The organism is Bacillus sp. FSL K6-0972 (genome assembly GCF_037976035.1).
In the GTDB taxonomy this organism is placed as follows: Bacteria; Bacillota; Bacilli; order Bacillales; family Bacillaceae; genus Bacillus; species Bacillus haynesii.
The window spans coordinates 280,220-296,902 of the sequence record NZ_CP150260.1 but is presented as its reverse complement, the minus strand read 5'-3'; the positions used below and the strand labels follow the sequence as shown (position 1 = coordinate 296,902).

The 16,683-nt window shown below is 43.8% G+C and carries 15 protein-coding genes; 1 reads left to right on the top strand and 14 read right to left on the bottom strand.

Going from position 1 to position 16,683, the window contains the following annotated elements; all coding sequences use genetic code 11:
- Window positions 1-68: 68 nt before the first annotated feature.
- Together MKX80_RS01675 and MKX80_RS01670 are read right to left on the bottom strand one after the other, a co-directional pair.
- Window positions 69-1,283: a serpin family protein gene (locus MKX80_RS01675; RefSeq protein WP_268342558.1), complete on the bottom strand. Its 1,215-nt coding sequence runs from the start codon at window positions 1,281-1,283 to the stop codon at window positions 69-71.
- 128 nt (window positions 1,284-1,411) lie between these two features.
- Window positions 1,412-2,923, bottom strand: coding sequence for a class I adenylate-forming enzyme family protein (locus MKX80_RS01670; RefSeq protein ID WP_261763661.1), 1,512 nt, complete (start codon window positions 2,921-2,923; stop codon window positions 1,412-1,414).
- A 277-nt stretch (window positions 2,924-3,200) separates the two neighbouring features.
- On the opposite strand from MKX80_RS01670, the gene MKX80_RS01665 reads away from it, so the two are divergent.
- Window positions 3,201-3,620 (top strand): MarR family transcriptional regulator, encoded by a 420-nt coding sequence (locus MKX80_RS01665; RefSeq protein ID WP_154999482.1) that lies wholly within the window; start codon window positions 3,201-3,203, stop codon window positions 3,618-3,620.
- 34 nt (window positions 3,621-3,654) lie between these two features.
- Here MKX80_RS01665 and MKX80_RS01660 read toward each other — a convergent pair whose 3' ends face one another.
- The 12 genes from MKX80_RS01660 to garD all read right to left on the bottom strand — a co-directional run bounded on the left by MKX80_RS01660 (window position 3,655) and on the right by garD (window position 16,673).
- The gene (locus tag MKX80_RS01660) at window positions 3,655-4,566 is read right to left on the bottom strand and encodes a macrolide 2'-phosphotransferase (RefSeq protein WP_268315815.1); all 912 of its coding nucleotides are present in this window, start codon (window positions 4,564-4,566) and stop codon (window positions 3,655-3,657) included.
- Between the two features lie 441 nt (window positions 4,567-5,007).
- Window positions 5,008-6,192: a DUF4885 domain-containing protein gene (locus MKX80_RS01655; RefSeq protein ID WP_268342557.1), complete on the bottom strand. Its 1,185-nt coding sequence runs from the start codon at window positions 6,190-6,192 to the stop codon at window positions 5,008-5,010.
- Window positions 6,193-6,349: 157 nt separating this feature from the next.
- The gene (locus MKX80_RS01650; RefSeq protein ID WP_154999479.1) at window positions 6,350-7,429 is read right to left on the bottom strand and encodes a DUF3900 domain-containing protein; all 1,080 of its coding nucleotides are present in this window, start codon (window positions 7,427-7,429) and stop codon (window positions 6,350-6,352) included.
- Window positions 7,430-7,524: 95 nt separating this feature from the next.
- Window positions 7,525-8,223: an ABC transporter permease gene (locus MKX80_RS01645; RefSeq protein WP_154999478.1), complete on the bottom strand. Its 699-nt coding sequence runs from the start codon at window positions 8,221-8,223 to the stop codon at window positions 7,525-7,527.
- Between the two features lie 15 nt (window positions 8,224-8,238).
- Window positions 8,239-8,919 carry an ABC transporter permease gene (locus tag MKX80_RS01640; RefSeq protein WP_154999495.1) on the bottom strand — a complete coding sequence of 227 codons (681 nt, stop codon included), beginning with the start codon at window positions 8,917-8,919 and terminating at the stop codon, window positions 8,239-8,241.
- A gap of 17 nt (window positions 8,920-8,936) precedes the next feature.
- Window positions 8,937-9,860, bottom strand: coding sequence for an ABC transporter ATP-binding protein (locus MKX80_RS01635; protein WP_154999477.1), 924 nt, complete (start codon window positions 9,858-9,860; stop codon window positions 8,937-8,939).
- A gap of 94 nt (window positions 9,861-9,954) precedes the next feature.
- The gene (locus tag MKX80_RS01630) at window positions 9,955-10,890 is read right to left on the bottom strand and encodes a HAMP domain-containing histidine kinase (RefSeq protein WP_154999476.1); all 936 of its coding nucleotides are present in this window, start codon (window positions 10,888-10,890) and stop codon (window positions 9,955-9,957) included.
- 1 nt (window position 10,891) lies between these two features.
- Window positions 10,892-11,572, bottom strand: a complete 681-nt coding sequence (locus tag MKX80_RS01625) for a response regulator transcription factor (protein ID WP_268342561.1) — start codon at window positions 11,570-11,572, stop codon at window positions 10,892-10,894.
- Window positions 11,573-11,825: 253 nt separating this feature from the next.
- On the bottom strand, window positions 11,826-12,179 hold the full coding sequence (locus tag MKX80_RS01620) for a hypothetical protein (protein WP_154999475.1): 354 nt from the start codon (window positions 12,177-12,179) through the stop codon (window positions 11,826-11,828).
- 13 nt (window positions 12,180-12,192) lie between these two features.
- A complete protein-coding gene (locus tag MKX80_RS01615) occupies window positions 12,193-14,115 on the bottom strand; it encodes a DUF6792 domain-containing protein (RefSeq protein WP_182069453.1) in 1,923 nt (640 codons plus the stop codon).
- A 1-nt stretch (window position 14,116) separates the two neighbouring features.
- Window positions 14,117-14,827: a lipoprotein YvcA gene (locus MKX80_RS01610; protein WP_186807250.1), complete on the bottom strand. Its 711-nt coding sequence runs from the start codon at window positions 14,825-14,827 to the stop codon at window positions 14,117-14,119.
- Window positions 14,828-15,140: 313 nt separating this feature from the next.
- Window positions 15,141-16,673, bottom strand: a complete 1,533-nt coding sequence (gene garD / locus MKX80_RS01605) for a galactarate dehydratase (RefSeq protein ID WP_154999472.1) — start codon at window positions 16,671-16,673, stop codon at window positions 15,141-15,143.
- Between the last annotated feature and the right edge of the window lie 10 nt (window positions 16,674-16,683).

The window sequence follows — 16,683 nt, the reverse complement described above, 5'->3', positions numbered from 1 at the left end:
TCCTAATATCGGTAATAAAACTGGAATTTTAATGAATATTTTATAAAATTATAGAATTTTTAACAGGTTTAATCATCCGCCGGCTCTGCCACACTGCCCACAAAAAGAATCATTCCGGATGCTTCATCAACAATCGCAAAATAAAACGGGTGGTCTGCAGTCATCGTCACTTCAGGGACGGGGGCTGATTCAATGATTTCAACCGCCGTTGCCGCGGATGCTTCTGTCCCCGCTTCATCCACTTTGATAAATGTTTTATGTCTGACTTTATTAATTTGAGCGGCGCCATGTCCGGTAAACATATTTGAAAAATCCGCACTTGTAAACACGGTTTTCATTCCAAGCCGTTTAAGCGGTTCATTTAACATGTAGTCTGTTTGAAATGAGAAGCGCGGCAGCTTGAGCTCCACCTGTTTCATCGTCCAGTCCTTCTGCAAGGCGCGCCACTGATCATACGTCATGCCAGCCAGAAGCTGTTCAAGACTTGCCGCTTTTTTCGGCAGAAAAATAGCTAATGACAGTCCTTCGTCTTGAAAGGGAAGCTTGACGGCTTGAAAATGTTCGTTTTCCAGATAAGGAAAGCGGTTAGTCTGCGTCATCATGGGGTGTTTTTTTGCGGAGCCGTCCGCTGAATAAAATGGCTGTTCCGCTGTCATGTGAGGATCAAATGGATGCTTCCAGCTTTCTTTAAAATAGACGGCATTGATGATATAGGCAATCGTATTTGGCGAGACCTTGTCAACGATCTGATCGATACGGTCTTTCGTTTTCTTTTTGACCCAGCTGTTGATTTCCTCTGTTGCCCGATTAGGATCATTTTGAAGCTGATAGGCGTCGCCAAGGCCTTTGATCGCGTCTTGAAAACTTTCTTTCAGCTCCCTTTTGGTCCATATCGAATTAGCTGATGAAAATTCGCCGCGAGGCAGCGTTTCAAGAGAACGATTCACAGATTGTGACATCCTGTTGATCGATGCCATATCCGCCTGGTTGAGATTTAAAGTGCCGAGCAGTTCCTTTCTGCTGTCTCCCGCGGCTCCGTTTGCCGTCATCAAAAGTGCCTGCTGAATACTGTAAGGCGAGAGGAAGATGTTTTTCCGGCTCCCTTCCTCTTTTATCATGTCTTGAAACAAGGCGAGCGCAAACCGCTGTTCAGCTTCAGAAAACGAGGCTTCCGTTTTTTGCGCTGATCTGCCGCGCGGGGGATCAGCCTCCTTCTGTGCACCGCATCCGGCCAGCAATAAAAGACCGGCCCATACCACCATCGCACTCCATTTCGATTTCAATTGTCAACACCTCCTAATGTTGTAGTGGGTTTAGCATTGGAAAACGTTACAAAAAACGGCAGCTGATGCAAGGAATCAGCAAAAAAGCTTATCCAATGCTGGATAAGCTTTCGGGTCAATCATTGCGCTCACTGCCCTTTGACTGCCAGTTCACGCAGATCTTTTTTGACGATTTTGCCGAGCCTGTTTTTCGGAAGGCTTTCCGTAAAGACAATCTCAGGAATTTTATAGTCGGACAGGCGCTCTTTGCAATACGCGATAATGTCCTCCTTCTTGAGGCCGGAGCTTTCGTTTTTCACCACATACGCCCTTGGAACCTCGCCGTACATTTCATCCGGGACGCCGATGACGGCTGATTCAACTACTCCGGGCACTTGATCGATGATTTCCTCCACTTGGTCCGGATAAATGTTGTCGCCTCCGTAGACAATGACGTCTTTATACCGGCCGGTAATATATAAAAATCCGTCTTCATCGAGTTTGCCGGAGTCCCCCATATAGAACCAGCCGTCTTTTAGCACCTTTTGCGTGGCGGAAGGATTTTGGTAATACCCTTCAAAAACATACGGGCTTTTGACGACGACTTCTCCGACTTCTCCCCTCGGCAGCTCTTCATGTGTATCAGGGTCTTCGATCTTTATGCTGACTTGTGGAATCGGCTTGCCGGCTGAATTGACTTTATCCCAGCCCATGTCAGGCCGCCATACGCTGACCGTCCATGCTTCTGTGCTGCCATACCCCTGCACCATCAGGATTCCCAGATCATTGTACTCCTTAATCAACCGCGCCGGCACCTTGGTACCGCCGGAAACAAGCATTTTCACAGATGACAGGTCGAATGGATGTCTTTTCATTTCCTCCAGCATGTAGGTGTAGACGGAAGGAAACGCCATCATCATATGAATGCGTTTCTTCTCGATCTCCTGCAGGATTTCAAACGGTTCGGGATCCCATAAGAAATAAAGGGCAATTCCTTCAAAAGCCGCCTGAAAAACATGGTTGAGCGAGCTCATATGATAGAGCGGATGGCTTGCCAAAAAGCGCGCGCCTTTCAGCTGCTTCGATTTCACGTTTACCTCTGTCAAGTATGCGGCCAGACTGCCGTGGTTGACCATGCAGCCTTTCGGGTTTCCGGTCGTGCCCGAGGTGAACAGCATTAAAGCCAGATCATGCTCTGTCACCTGCTCAGCTTCCACCTGCAGCGGCCTGTTTTTAAATAAGCTCTCAAACTGTTCAGTCGTGTTCATTCCCGCACCCGCTTCAATCATCAGGCAGAACTGAAGCTGTTCGCGGAGCGGCGTTAGTATATCGGCAAATTCCAAGTCATAAAACATCACCTTCGGCCGGCAGTTGTTCAAGATTCCTTTTAATTCATACGATGTCAGCTGCCAGCTTAACGGCACGACTGTCGCTCCGATTTTAAGAGACGCCAGCAAAATGACAGGAAAATGATGATTATTTTTACATAAAACCGCGATGTGGTCTCCTTTTTGAACACCCTCCTCCAGCAGATAATGAGCCAGCTGGTTCACCCGTTGATGATACTCTTTGAACGTAAACGTTCGATCTCCTCCGGACAATGCTTCTAACCCATCTGACGTTTCCATATGATGATTGATTAATTGCTGAAGTGTACTCAAAATTTTCATCTCCAAATTTTCATTGTTTCTCACAAAACCTGGTGAGATTATGTGACGCACAAATTCATTCTAAAACAAAATATATCCATTGTAAAACTATTTCATAATAGAATTATTATCTTTATGAATTGATAACAAAAGAAATTAAATGGCTCATTTTAAAATTCATAAAATCGTTTTTTGCGGAGCATTCGCTTATGATAAAATAGACCTATGTTTGTTTGGTCAGCATGAAATTGCTGATCTACTACACGATGTCGGAAATGAGGAAACCTTCATGAATCACCATCGGATTGAAGCGAATCTATTGGACCATGCTTTCACGAAATATTTGCGGTCTTCAAAGAAATTAGACGAAGAAACGATTCCGAAAAGTATCACGAGCGGCAAAGGGTTTATTTTGCGAATCATTTACAGACACGGAACATGTACGATAAAGGAGATTTTACAGGAAGTCGCCCTGTCTCCATCAGCAACGACAACGGCTCTGAACCATTTGGAGAAAGAGGGTCTTGTGATCAGATCGAGAAATAACGATGACCGGCGCACCGTCTGGATCGAACTGTCGCAAGAAGGAACGAAGATCGCCGCACAAATGGTGGAGAACCGACAGGCCTTGATCGACAAGCTCTTTGGTAAATTGTCGGAAGAAGAGAAAAAGGCTTTTTTTGCTGTGATTGAAAAAATTATGATGTAAAACGGGCCGTCGATTGATATCGACAGCCCTTTTTTTATTGTCTGACGCCAAGCGCGTCCAGCGCCATCTTCAAGTGCTCTTCTTGTTTTGTCTGCAGGGCGAACATGCCGATTTCGATGCCGTAGGCGGCCTGCAATTCCGTAATATGCTCTTTCATCCGCGGCCAGACGCGGCCCCCTTCTTCTTCATAATAGGCGATGAGCCGGGCGGTTTCGGCTCCTCCTAAAATCGTCTCGTATAAAAGAAAGTCTTTTGCCGGATCGGCGATTTTTGCTTCCGTCCAATCCAACAGTCCAATTATGCTCTGATGCTGGTCAATCAAAATATGCGGAGGATGCAAGTCGCCGTGGATAAACGCGGTATATTCAGGCCAATACGAGTCGTCAGACAGCCACTTTTGCCATCTTTCCCAGAGCTCGCCGCTGACCCCGAGCTCTCTTTTGATCCACTCCATCTGCTCTGCTTTTGACCGCCTGACGTCATCCGGATTCATCACATGCATGCCCGCTTCTTCTGCTGCCTTATGATCGATGCTGTGCAATAGCACGAGCGTTTTCGCCAATGACTTGACAAAGGCTTCAGCCGGGGGCTCATGATCCATGTTCCATACGTAATTCTTAATCTCCATGTCAATGACTGCGGCAGGAACCCCCGGAAGCTTCGGGTATGCAATCAGTTCGGGGGTATGAATGCGCCAATCCGGAACAGCAGCGGGAAGGCGGTTTTGCAGCAGCTTCAGCACTTTCCCTTCATACACTGCCCTTTCAATCACATCGTCGCGCCGCGGTTTTCTCAAGACCCATCTCTTACCTGCTTCATCTTCGGCAAAAACGACTTGAAAATCCATGCCGGACTCGTTGATTTCCGCATGCTTTCGTTTCAGCCGAAGGCCGTGTTTTTCGGCAAGTTTTAATGTATGTTCAATTTGCCCATTTACAGTTGCCATATACGATCTTCCCCTTTACTGAGGTTTTTTAATAAAAAAAGCACAGGTCGTCTGCCTGTGCTGGAAAGTAAACGGAAAAAAGATATGTCAAATAAACTGAAGGCAAACTTCAGATCATCTATTTTTAAAGGCAAAAAGAGGCGCTGGAATCCGCGCCTCTCCCTCAATTATTGCATAAGGGTCCCCTAAAAACAGGCAGACTAATCCCGATTACTCTGCACACGGGCAGAGACTTTGTTCACAATTTAGTTAGCGAGGACAAAGTTCAATCGGAATCTGATGTATGCCATTTGGGAAATCCCTCCGTTCATCAAAGTTAGCCTTATTTTAACAAGTTTTGGAATGACCCGCAATGTAAAATTCAATTTTTCAGAAAATCATCCTGATAAAGGAAATTCGCTTATCGAAGCAGAAAAAAGGGTTACGTTCCTGCCTTTTAAACTAATAATTCACACCCGTTCGGCGCTTTAATTCTCTTAGCCAAGCCGTATCCCCGGTTCCATAGCTCTTCTTTTGCCCTGTATCCCGCAAAGACCCGTTGCTGTAGTCAATAGATAAGATAAAATCCGGAACAGAATCATATCCGGCTTCCGCAAGCCTGTTCAGCTCTGCTCCATAATGAGCGATTGCGAAATGGGCCGTTTTCTTTTGGACGGGGTCCTTCTCCAGCTCTTCTTTATACACATCTAACAAATCACGGCCATCAGGTGTTACATATCGGCCATCAACCACTTTCAAGTCCTTCAGGTGATACCCTGTCACCTCATATATCTCGCGAACCGTCTGATATTTTTGGTGCGCTTCTTTGGAATATTGGGCTGAATCGCTGCTCAAGCTTTTCATGATATGCAGAAATAACTGTTTGCTGTTTTCTCCTGATTGCAATATATGTTCAATTTGATGAATGAGTTGCTCATCATCTGTTCCGCTCACCTTTACTTGATAATCAATCGGTGAAATCGTAAAGGTGAGCGCCGTATCCGCTGGAATGGCAATATGATATTGATCCAGCAGCGCTTGAAGCTGTTTGTTGACTTGGCTGCGCTGATATATTTTCTCATTCTCCGTCTCTACTTCCCCATTAAAAGTCACATTTCGAAACGCGGCATCCTGCATATTATAACTTTGCGCTTTTCCTTTGAACAGCCACTCAGTTTCATTGTCATATGCAGCTTGTCTTTCTGCTGCCGACAAGTCATTTCTGAAATAAGGGGAATTGGGATTTTTGTATTTATCCTTAATATAGCCTAAAGGGTCAGGTTTCGTTTTGTTCATTGCATTTATTTTGCTGTATTTTTCATCTAAGATTTTTTTCCTGATATCACTTTCTGACTCATAGGGGTTTTGGGCATTAATCTTCGTTTCTTTCCCTGTATCTGCGACAGTTCGATCATTTGCTGCTTCGTATGCCCGCCTGAAAGCTCCGGCATGATTCACAATACTGTCCTTTGAGTAGTTCAGCTTACTCAAACTTTCCTTCGATGGTCTTCCCGCTTGGCTGCTGGCCTTCTTCGTAAGGGCAGTTATATCAGAAGAGACATTTTTTAAAGTTGTATCAGCCGCATTCCTTTTCAACATATTCTGAACCATCAGCTGTGTACGGATGTATTGACTATTGAGACGCATTGGGTACCTCTCCTCAATTCTTTCTATACTCCCTATATCGGCTTGATTATGTTTATATTAACCTTATTAAACAGTAATTTACATAGAAAGTATCCTTAGCAGTCTCATTTATCTGGATAAAAAATCAAAAGGCATCCAAAAAAACGGATGCCTTTTCTTATTTCTCATCTTCCCTGTCACTTTTATTCCGTATCCGCTCAATCACCTCATGCAGCCCCTCAGGCTTATAAAACTCCACCGGAGAGCTGCCCTTTTCAAACGAAATCGTCTCCGCTTCAATGAGCGCCACATAGCGGCCGTTTACTTTGGCGAGATGAATTGAATCTCCGAATTCGGCCAGCAGTCCTTTAATCTCGGTTTCTCCCAATTTCATTTTCAGCTCTGCCTCAGGCATGTGTTCAACGATCTGGGCGGAGGCTTCGATGACTTGATGGGTGTCGAGACGTTCCTGAATTTCCCGCTTTTCGCTCGCTTCCCAGATTTCGAGGTCGTGTTCAAACTGCTGAAGTTCTTCGCTTTTGTCTTCAAATGCTTCGTACACGTGCTCCTGCACCATGTTCATCACTTGTGACTTCATGATTTCCGGCATCGACTCGCCGTACTCGACGAATTTTAAGAAGTCTTCAAAGTAGCGGGCGTGTGAGGCCTGGTGGATTTTCACTTCGCTTGCCTCTGTCATGCCTTCTTCAGGCATGTGTGGATACTGAATCGATTTCATGTTTTTCGTCGTGATCGCCATTTCGACCTTGCGGATCAGCGATGATTCATCGGCGATCGAAGCGACCTTCGGTTCAAAATCGCACTTCATGACAAAGACAAATGTATCATCGAAGTATTTGCGCGGCACGGCTGTCGCCACTAAAAAAACGCCTCCCCTGACGGCGCTCGTGTCGAGGTATGTGCGGACGAACTGTTCGCTCAGTTCATTGAATTCTTCCTTTGTCTCTGCCAGTTTTGTTTTGTGAAACAGATTGTAGTTCGGATTAGAATCAAGCTCATGCCCCGGCTCTGTGATGAAGCGGCCGATTTTCGTCGGCACCTGTTCTGACTTCGGATGGCGTTCGGCTTTCCGCTTGACGATTTTTTTCAATTCCCCGTCTAAGAAATCCTTCAGCTCGCTGTTTTCGAATTCCTCGGTATCCAGCGTCTGAAAATGTTTATATTGCTTGTTGGCCTGCTCATCCTTGCCGTCGACCTGGATGACGTAAAAAGAAATATAGCGAATTTCAAATTCCATGACATGTTCACCCGTTTTCCTTGTTGTTTCAGTTCTTCAAGTATAGGTAAATGCCGGTATTCCGTCAATTTGCACCTTCACGATATACGGAGATCTTATAACACATCTTCCTGGTCAATTTTTCGAATCGACCAAAACGCAATGGCAACCCCGACTACAGCCAATGAAATTGGAATGTAAATGATGGAAGCAAGCGAAATCTCATTGCTTTGCTGACCGATCAACGTGGTCAAGATACAGGATGTCACAATGGTGGCAGGAACTGATTGTTTGCGCATCCCAAAGTATAATGGAATAAAACTCAGTCCTGTAGAGGAAGCAGCATAAATGAGCATACTGCCTATCTCATTTCCTATGTCATGTATCGTCAGTTTTTCCGGGCTGAATTGATAGACATCATTGAGCTGCGAGAAAATAAATGCAACAATCAGTTCGGACACGATCATTGTCAAAAAGGTCAATCCGCCAGTGAGCAGCAGTTTTGCGGCGATCAGTTTTTTTCGGCTGACCGGATATGTAAACATGACCGTGATGGTTCTGTTTTTATACTCTCCGATGATCAGTTTGGCAATCAGCACACCAGCGAATACAATAAACACAGACCTTACAAAAATCCCGATAAGCTGCAGCGTGGATTCCGCGTCAGCCATCGACATTTTTGCTTGAGGGAGGCTTTTTTCGTCTGCCCCGATCAGGCACAACATACCGAGAATGCATAGATTTGCAATCACTGCACCTTTGTAATACCACCCTAATTTTGTTTTTTTAAACTCCAAGTTAATCAAATTCAGCATTGAACTTCAACTCCGTTAGAATACATCTATTTTTTCGATACGCCTTACAGCCAAAAAGGAAAAAAACAGACCGACAGCGGCCAGAGATAAGGGAATATAAACAATTGAAGAAATAGAAAAGCCCGGGCTTGTGGAACTGATCGGCATGATGATCACGACAGACGAAATGATCGTTGCCGCAGTGGAATACTTTCTCATCCCGAAAAAGATAGGTACTAAACTCGTTCCGGCGGCGCCAAAAGCAAAAATGAGCATTTTCAAAGCCTGCTGAGAAACCGTAGAAATTGTTAATTCGCCGGGGATGACCCCATAGATTGAGTTCAGCAGAAAAAAACCAGCTGCAACGCATGCATTTGATAGCAATATCGTGATGAAGGTCAGCCCGCCTGCGATCAGCAGTTTAGCGGCCAGCAGTTTTTTTCGGTTGATCGGGTACGTAAACATCACAAGTATTGTCTTGTTTTTAAACTCTGAAATCACTAATTTTGAGATCAGCACAGCGCCGAACACGATAAAAACCGCTCTGACGAAAGTGCCGATCACAAGAAATGTTTCATCAATCGTTTGGAATGTATCCTTGCCTTCTGTGAAGGTCACCATCCACAGAAAACCGAGAATGATGAAAGTGGCAAAGACGGCTCCGCGTACATACCAGCCCAGCTTCAGCTTTTTCATTTCGATTCTCATCAAATTCAGCAAATTTCTCCGCCTCCTTATGCGTTGACCGCATTGCCGTTGATTAAGCTGAGGAAGTAGTCCTCAAGCGAAGTATGCTTTTTATTCATGGATTCAATTTCTACATCATTCAAAATCAGAGCTTTAGAAATGGCTGTTTGAGAAGCTTCGGCATCATAAATTCGGATCGTTTTATCATTTAGTATTTTAAAATTAGCAATCTGCAGCTCATGTTCAAGCACAAAGCAAGCATGCAATTGGTTCGGCGTCACGAGTTCAATGTACTCTGTGTTCCGGCCCCTTACGCTTTCCATCGATACTTCTTCAACAAGCCTGCCGTCCCGAATCACTCCGATTGTATCTGCAATTTGCTCTACTTCGTTCAGGATATGGCTTGAGATGAGCAATGTCATGCCATACTCTTTGCTCAATACTTGAAATAAGTTTCTGATTTCTTTAATCCCGATGGGATCAAGGCCATTAATCGGTTCATCTAAGATGAGCAAGTCGGGTTTGGTGAGAATGGCACGCGCGATTCCAAGACGCTGCTTCATACCGAGGGAAAATGTTTTGACAGGTTTGCTGTCGATATTTTTTAAATTCACCATGTCCAGCACTTCTTGAATCTTCGCTTTATTGTGATATCCCATATACTCACAGTGCAGATTTAAATTTTCATTGGCTGTCAGATTTTCATAAAAAATCGGGTATTCGATCATGCTGCCTATTTTGCCGAGAATCTCGTAAGATTGATTTGTCAGCTTATGCCCAAGAATATTGATTTCCCCGCTTGTCGGTTTTACGAGGCTCGTCAGCATCTTCATGACGGTCGTTTTCCCGGCTCCGTTCGGGCCGAGAAAACCGTATATTTCTCCCTTTCGTATATGCATGCTTACATTTGACACAACTTCTTGACCTTTGAATGTCTTGGTAAGCCCGCTTGTTTGTACGATGTAAGTCAACTCTGTTTCCCCTTTCCTTTCTCTGCTATACGTCTATTGTAGCGATGGACGCTGTCTTTTTTATTTCTTGTTTCTTAAGAAATTCTTACGTTTGCTAATAGGTCATTCGTTTTAACGTGATGGAAAACGCCGTCCGTTCATACGGCTTGCTTTGGAGAGAGATGACCCCTCCCATTTTCTCAATGAGCCTTTTTGTAATTGTTAAGCCGAGCCCGCTTCCCTGGAACGCTTTATTTCTCGATTCCTCAAGGGTGTACAGCCTTTCGAACACCCGCTGCTGATCATACTCACCAATCCCTTTCCCACGGTCCCATACCGTAATGACAATCCGCGTGTCATCATATGTAAGGGACAATCCGATCAGCTTTCCATCTGCACCATATTGAATCGCGTTTGATAAAAGGTTTTGCAGAACCCGGTCAAGCGCTTCTTCATTTCCATGTGCATAAACAGGGGTATCCGGGATGTCGATGACAGCTTTAAAACCTTTTGCCTGAACAGCGTCATAGTGTTGGAGAATGTTTTTTCTGCATATTTCGTTGATATGTATTTTAGTGAGCAGTATTTGCTTATCTTCTGATTCGAGCTTGGCCAAGTCGAAGAAAGAATTCATCAGCTGAATGATTTCGCCTGTTTTTTGATAAAGTTTTTCCAGCAGCCTTTCACGCTCTTCTTCCGCCATGTCCGAGTCATTTTGAATCGCCTCGATATATCCGAGCACGACGGTCAGCGGAGTTTTCAGATCATGGGACATATTGGTCAGCATTCGTTTCATTGACTGCTCCGTTTTTGCAAAACGGGCTGTTATGCGCTGACGCTCCTCAACAAACAGGTTCATTTGCACGAGCAGATCCCGCAGTACTTTATCAGCCGTTCCTAATAAAATTTGATCAGCCGCCTGCTCATTTAGCATCACATTGAGCTTTTCCGTGATGTACTTCAAGTTTTGGTCCCGCTGTTTTTTCATTTTATATTGAACGATATTGAGAGACGCCAAAAATATCAGCATGCCAATCCATAACATTGTCATCCTAAAACTCTCCTAATTTATAGCCGATGCCCCAAAGCGTTTTAATATATTGCGGGGAGGAAGGATCATCCTCTATCTTTTCCCTCAAGCGCCTCATATGAACGTTAATAATATTTTGATCGCCAAAATAATCATCATTCCAAACCGAACGATAGATTTGTTCTTTTGTAAACACTTTTTTAGGGTTTGTCACAAACAAAGTCAGCATTTTCCATTCCGTCGATGTCAGCTGAAGCGGTTCACCATTTTTTTGTACGGATACATTTTCTATATCAACCGTAAGCTCGTGAACACGTACTATTTTTTGATTTGACGGCTCACTGGCGGAATATTGCGTTGCGCGCCGAATGGCGGCTTTTATTCTTGCGGTCAGTTCGATCATCGAAAACGGCTTGGCAATATAATCATCCGCACCAAAGCCCAGCCCCAGCGCTTTATCGACATCCCCGTCTTTTGCGGAAATCATTAAAACCGGAACTTTGCTCTGTTCACGGATCATTTTCAGAAAATCCATTCCATTCAGCTTAGGGAGCATGATGTCGAGCAGAATCGCATCATAATTGCCTTGCTGAAACAAGCGAACGCCCTCTTCTCCGTCAAAAGCAAGCACGACCTCAAATCCTTCTTTTGTTAAATAATGATCGACCATTTCACTGATCGAATGATCATCTTCAATAAGCAATATGCGCTGCATCTTGTTCACCCATCCTTTTCAACATAAAAACACACGTGCAATTACATTCATTGTAATTGAAAAATGTGTGTTTTTTATAAAAATTAATTTATATTTCTAGTTGAATCCTCTTATAGCTTCCGGATCTTTTGAGCGATACCAATCTACTTTCCCACTAACACGGATCAAGTCACAGGCGCGGGGTTGAATAAACACAAGTCATTGGAACAAAAAGATGACCTCTGATGTCAGAGGTCATCTTTTATTGATCAAGGGGCTTATTCTTTTTATAGTAAAGCGTCACGTTTTGTTTCCGTAAAGTTTCAATAATGTCATGATAACTGTTTGCAAACTGCTCGTTGTCTGATTTCATCCGGGTGATGACGGTTTTTCGGTTTTCACTTTTGTGATCCAATTCTTCTTTAATTTTCGTGATCATCATGCCTTTTTGCCCTTCGATTTCGCTTTTTAGCACTTTATCAAATTCTTTCAGTTCTTTTAAAACGCTTTTTAGCGGCGCGTTCAGCCGGGCCGCTTTATCCTTTGCTGAAATACTGCTTAAAAACATATATGTCGCTGAAACTGTTTCAGTTTCCTCCAATAACGGTTTTACCATCTTAATATCCCCCCTATGCCTTAAAATCAAATAATGCCGAAATTTCCTCGTCCTCATCAAACAATTTCTCAATACTTGAGCGGATATCTTTCACAAATCTCTTTTTGCTGGAGGTTTGTTTTTTTAATTCGCTGACGACGCCGTCGCACTGAGGAAGCGGGGCCGTGTGGTACGAGTCGTGGACGACGATTTTATTCAGCTTTCCGCTTGATCCGACGAAGCCTGAGGCAAGTTTAAATTGAAGGTCGAATTGGTAGCGGGAGGGATTGGCTTCCATTTCATGAATGGCTTTTGTCAACTCAGTTTTTTTAGTTGCGAAATGATCGTGGATTTCATGGTGGAAAACACGTTGGTAGCGGTCAATTTCATCCTCAATCTTCGAAATGGCGGCCATCCCCGTCTGGTAAATCCTGACGGCAGATGACAGGTTGACCTTTATCTCTTTTCCATCCTTGCCTTTCTTTGAAAAATAGATGTCTCCGCCTTTGTAGCTGATGCCTTTCTTTTTGGATAAAGCGTTTAAAAGCGGGGTGATGCTGTGGCCATCGCCAATAAGATTGAGAAGGTCTTTTGTATCTTGATCCAGTTTGCCCAAAGCTTCTTCCAATGCTTTATAAGTTAAATAAAATTCGATTAAATTTTTCATTAGTGATTGAGAAAGTTGACCATTACTTAGGGTGAATATGACAGTCTTCCAGTCGACAAGAAATTTGATCTTCTCATATAAAACGTCCAGTCTTCCAGTCAGCCGCTCTACTTCGGCAATGTCTTTTTGGATGGTCTTCTTTTTCGCTTCGTCAATATAACCATTTGCCTCAAGTTGATTGAGAACTGGACCGCTGTAGGCCTTGACTTTTGCAAAAAACTCTTTGAACTCTGGCAGTTTTTTATCAAGTGCACCCACCATATTCGAGAGGCGGATCGGATGTTTCAAGCAATATGCTATTTGCTGAGCTGTACCCTCTTCATTCATGATTCTGTTTAAAAAATCCATATCTACGCCGATTGCTTCCATAGCAAAACCCTGAATGCCGCCCTTTCGATAATCAGCAGCATATTTCTGAAAGTACCCTTTCAGTTTCCTCACATCTTCATCAGGAATATGATCGATGACACTTCGGAATCCTTTTATATCCGGGTGTGTGTTCGTCATCTTCACATCGCCGAACGTAATAAAATCAGCCTTCCCGCTGACACCGTAGAGCGGATCGTCACTGGAAATGCGCTGGGTGATGTTGGCTGTGACGCCTTTGTCGTTGTAGTATTTGATGATAGCTTTTTTGAGTTTGTCTTTTGGGATTGTTGATAAATCGTTTACTTGATACTTCTTTCTTAGTTCCCTTGCCATTTTCTTATCAATCAACAATAAATGATCTACACTTATTTGGGCCCCATTCACACCATAAACTTCATCAAATTCACCATTTACTAACTGCACTAAAACTTGGTTATTGTTTGCGAGAGAATGGCCCATAGCATAAGTTTTTAACTCTTTAGAGTTACCGACTTTTCTCTTGGAGGCCCTTGAAAATTCCCTTGTAGCCTTATATTGTCTGTTATCCATTCCCAAAAACAATCCAAAGAAATTATATTTCCAATCTTCATTATCGGCGCTGCCCTCAGAAATAATGTGGAGCTGATCGATATGTTTTGTCTTATCCTTTATATGAATAGCTGTTCCATCATAGCCTGATTGACTGATTGTTTTATCCTTACTATGTTCTAGAATTTCTTTTGACGTAAAAATCTCAATATTTTCTGGAAGTTCATGATTTGTTTCCTCTTTATAAATTCTGCGAACATCTGCCTCAAAATTGTCTTTAGCTTTTTTCACTTCATTTGGATTATTTGAAGCAAACCTATTTTTATAGCTGTATTCCAAGTTTATAATACGAAGTTTCACATTCTCATTTTCAAATATATTTTTAGTTGCCATCCTATTTCTCCTTATCAGTTAAAAATACGATGGATTTGACTAACTTCTTAGCTTTCTTTTCAGCAGAATCAACATCAAATGAACAAGGTTTAGAACTCTTTAGACAAGTAAAGTCAAATGTAAATTGTATACCAACATAATTCTGTTTATTTACATAACCAATATATGAATGAGTCTCATTATTTTTTTGATTTGTATCGTCGTGAACAGTTTTCATATACGCAAAATAAATATCCTTATCTTTTTCCTCGAACTTTTCAAATTGTCCTTTATATCCATTTTCCTCCCTCACTTGTTCTAACATTTCATTTGGATTATTGATAAAAGATTGATTTAGGTAATATTCTACAGAAGCATTAAGAGAAACATTCGTTTTTTCATCGTAGCTATAAAAAGAGAATATCTCTTCATCTTTTCCGAGAGAGGATAAATTGTCATCATACTTCCCATCCTCCGGAAACAACATTGTAAACCCTTTTAGCTTAGACTCAAGCAGATAATAGCCGGGCTCGATTTCCTTTGTTGATGCCATGTATTCTCTAGTTTTCTCATCCTGGAATGCCGGGACTTGCGGCAGGTTTTTCGGATCCATGTCTTTCGGTTTGACCGCTTCTTCTTGATTGCCGTTCTTGCCGTTTTGACTGTCGTTCATACTGCATCCTCCTGTAAAGACTAGTATTATAGAAAAACACAATATCATCATCTTTTTCATTTTATTAAACCTCCAAGGGCTTTTATGTTAAGCTGCAAGCACTTCGTTTTGATGCGAATGACCTGCTTGAAAATGATACTTTTTTATGTTACATCATGGAATAAATTAGATAAATAGGAAATATGAATCATCCAAACTGCAAATCGTATGCCAATTCTTTGAAAAAACAGGCAGTATGGTTGATGCACCAAGATTTCGAAGGGTATTGCGGTTTAGTCCGCCAAAGAGGAAATATGAAAAAAGAACCACTTGATACTTCTTGTCAAAAATGAGTTCGCAATTAAAAAAGCACCTATTTTAAGGTGCTTTCCAATCAAGTCACAGGCGCCGGGTTGAATAAACACAAGTCATTGGAAAGCCCCCAATGTTCCGCCCATGTTTTCCTTCCGCTTGCAACGTCAAGTATCGTCCGGAAGATTTCCCAGCCGACTTCCTCTATTGAAGCTTCGCCTGTTGCAATCCGTCCGGCATTGACGTCAATCAAATCGTGCCAATCTTCTGATAGCGATTGCCGGGTCGCCACTTTCAAAACCGGAGCCATCTCAAGGCCATACGGTGTTCCCCTACCGGTTGTAAATACCTGCAAATGCATGCCCGAGGCCAATTGCAGGGTGCCGCATACGAAATCGCTTGCAGGTGTCGCCGCAAAAATGAGGCCCTTCTGGACAGCCCTCTCACCAGGCGCAAGTACGGCACTGATCGGGCTGCTTCCCGATTTCGCGATCGATCCGAGCGATTTCTCGACCACGTTTGCCAGTCCGCCCTTTTTGTTTCCTGGCGACGGATTGGCGCTTCGGTCTGATTCGCCTCTTTCCAAATAGCGGTCATACCAAGCCATTTCCCGAATCAGGGCGCGGCCGACTTCTTCATTGACAGCGCGCGGTGTTAAGAGATGAACGGCATCGCGGACCTCGGTGACTTCCGAAAATAAAACCGTGGCCCCTCCCCGAACGAATAAGTCAGCAGCATATCCCGCCGCAGGGTTTGCGGTCACCCCTGAAAAGGCGTCGCTGCCTCCGCACTGAAGGCCGATCACCAGGTCTGAAACGGGACATGTCGTCCGCTTCCGTTCATTCAGCCTTTTTAAGCGCTCTTCGGCCATTTCCATAATCGATTGAATCATTTGCTGAAACCCTTGCCGTTCCTGCAATGAAAGAATATTTTCAGCGTCTCCTTCCGGCTCTATCCTCGTCGGAAGGAGCTTCTCGCAGCCGAGTCCGATCACCATCGCTTCGCCGCCGAAATTAGGGTGCCTGGCGATATTTTGAATTGTTCGGATCGGGATTCTGGCTTCCGGCGCATTAATCGCCACACCGCAGCCGTACTGATGATTTAATGCAGCGACACCATCAACATTCGGATATTTTGGGAGCAGTTCCTCTTTAATTCGTTTAACTGCGTAATCGAGAACACCTGCGACGCATTGCACGCTTGTCATGATGCCCAGCACGTTTCTCGTGCCGACGCTCCCGTCTTCATTCCGGTATCCTTCAAATGTGTACCCTTCAAGAGGGGGAGCGGGTTTTGGAACTTTGTTGGCGATGGGCAGTTCATCGAGCGGCGGAGCATCCGGAAGCATGATATGCGACTCGGAAATCCACCCGCCTTTTTCGATTGGTTTAACGGCATAGCCGATGACTTCACCGTAGCGAATAACTTCTCCGCCCTGTGTAATGTTCGTTAAAGCCACTTTATGCCCTTGGGGAATGCGCTCTTGCAGTTTAAGCCCGCAAGGAAACACCGTCCCTTTCGGCAGTCCGCCGGCATTGGCGATGATTGCGGCATTGTCTTTTTCGTTCACCTTAATGTACAACGGGGTTTCAGTTTGATTGACAAGCATAAGGATTGATCAACTC

What these genes read in the sequence shown, in the direction of transcription:
- MKX80_RS01660 (WP_268315815.1), bottom strand. Translation starts at nt 4,566, where the DNA reads ATGGCAACTGTAAATGGGCAAATTGAACATACATTAAAACTTGCCGAA.
- MKX80_RS01645 (WP_154999478.1), bottom strand. Translation starts at nt 8,223, where the DNA reads ATGCTGAATTTGATTAACTTGGAGTTTAAAAAAACAAAATTAGGGTGG.
- MKX80_RS01610 (WP_186807250.1), bottom strand. Translation starts at nt 14,827, where the DNA reads ATGAAAAAGATGATGATATTGTGTTTTTCTATAATACTAGTCTTTACA.
- MKX80_RS01665 (WP_154999482.1), top strand. Translation starts at nt 3,201, where the DNA reads ATGAATCACCATCGGATTGAAGCGAATCTATTGGACCATGCTTTCACG.
- MKX80_RS01615 (WP_182069453.1), bottom strand. Translation starts at nt 14,115, where the DNA reads ATGGCAACTAAAAATATATTTGAAAATGAGAATGTGAAACTTCGTATT.
- MKX80_RS01650 (WP_154999479.1), bottom strand. Translation starts at nt 7,429, where the DNA reads ATGGAATTTGAAATTCGCTATATTTCTTTTTACGTCATCCAGGTCGAC.
- MKX80_RS01620 (WP_154999475.1), bottom strand. Translation starts at nt 12,179, where the DNA reads ATGGTAAAACCGTTATTGGAGGAAACTGAAACAGTTTCAGCGACATAT.
- MKX80_RS01655 (WP_268342557.1), bottom strand. Translation starts at nt 6,192, where the DNA reads ATGCGTCTCAATAGTCAATACATCCGTACACAGCTGATGGTTCAGAAT.
- MKX80_RS01630 (WP_154999476.1), bottom strand. Translation starts at nt 10,890, where the DNA reads ATGACAATGTTATGGATTGGCATGCTGATATTTTTGGCGTCTCTCAAT.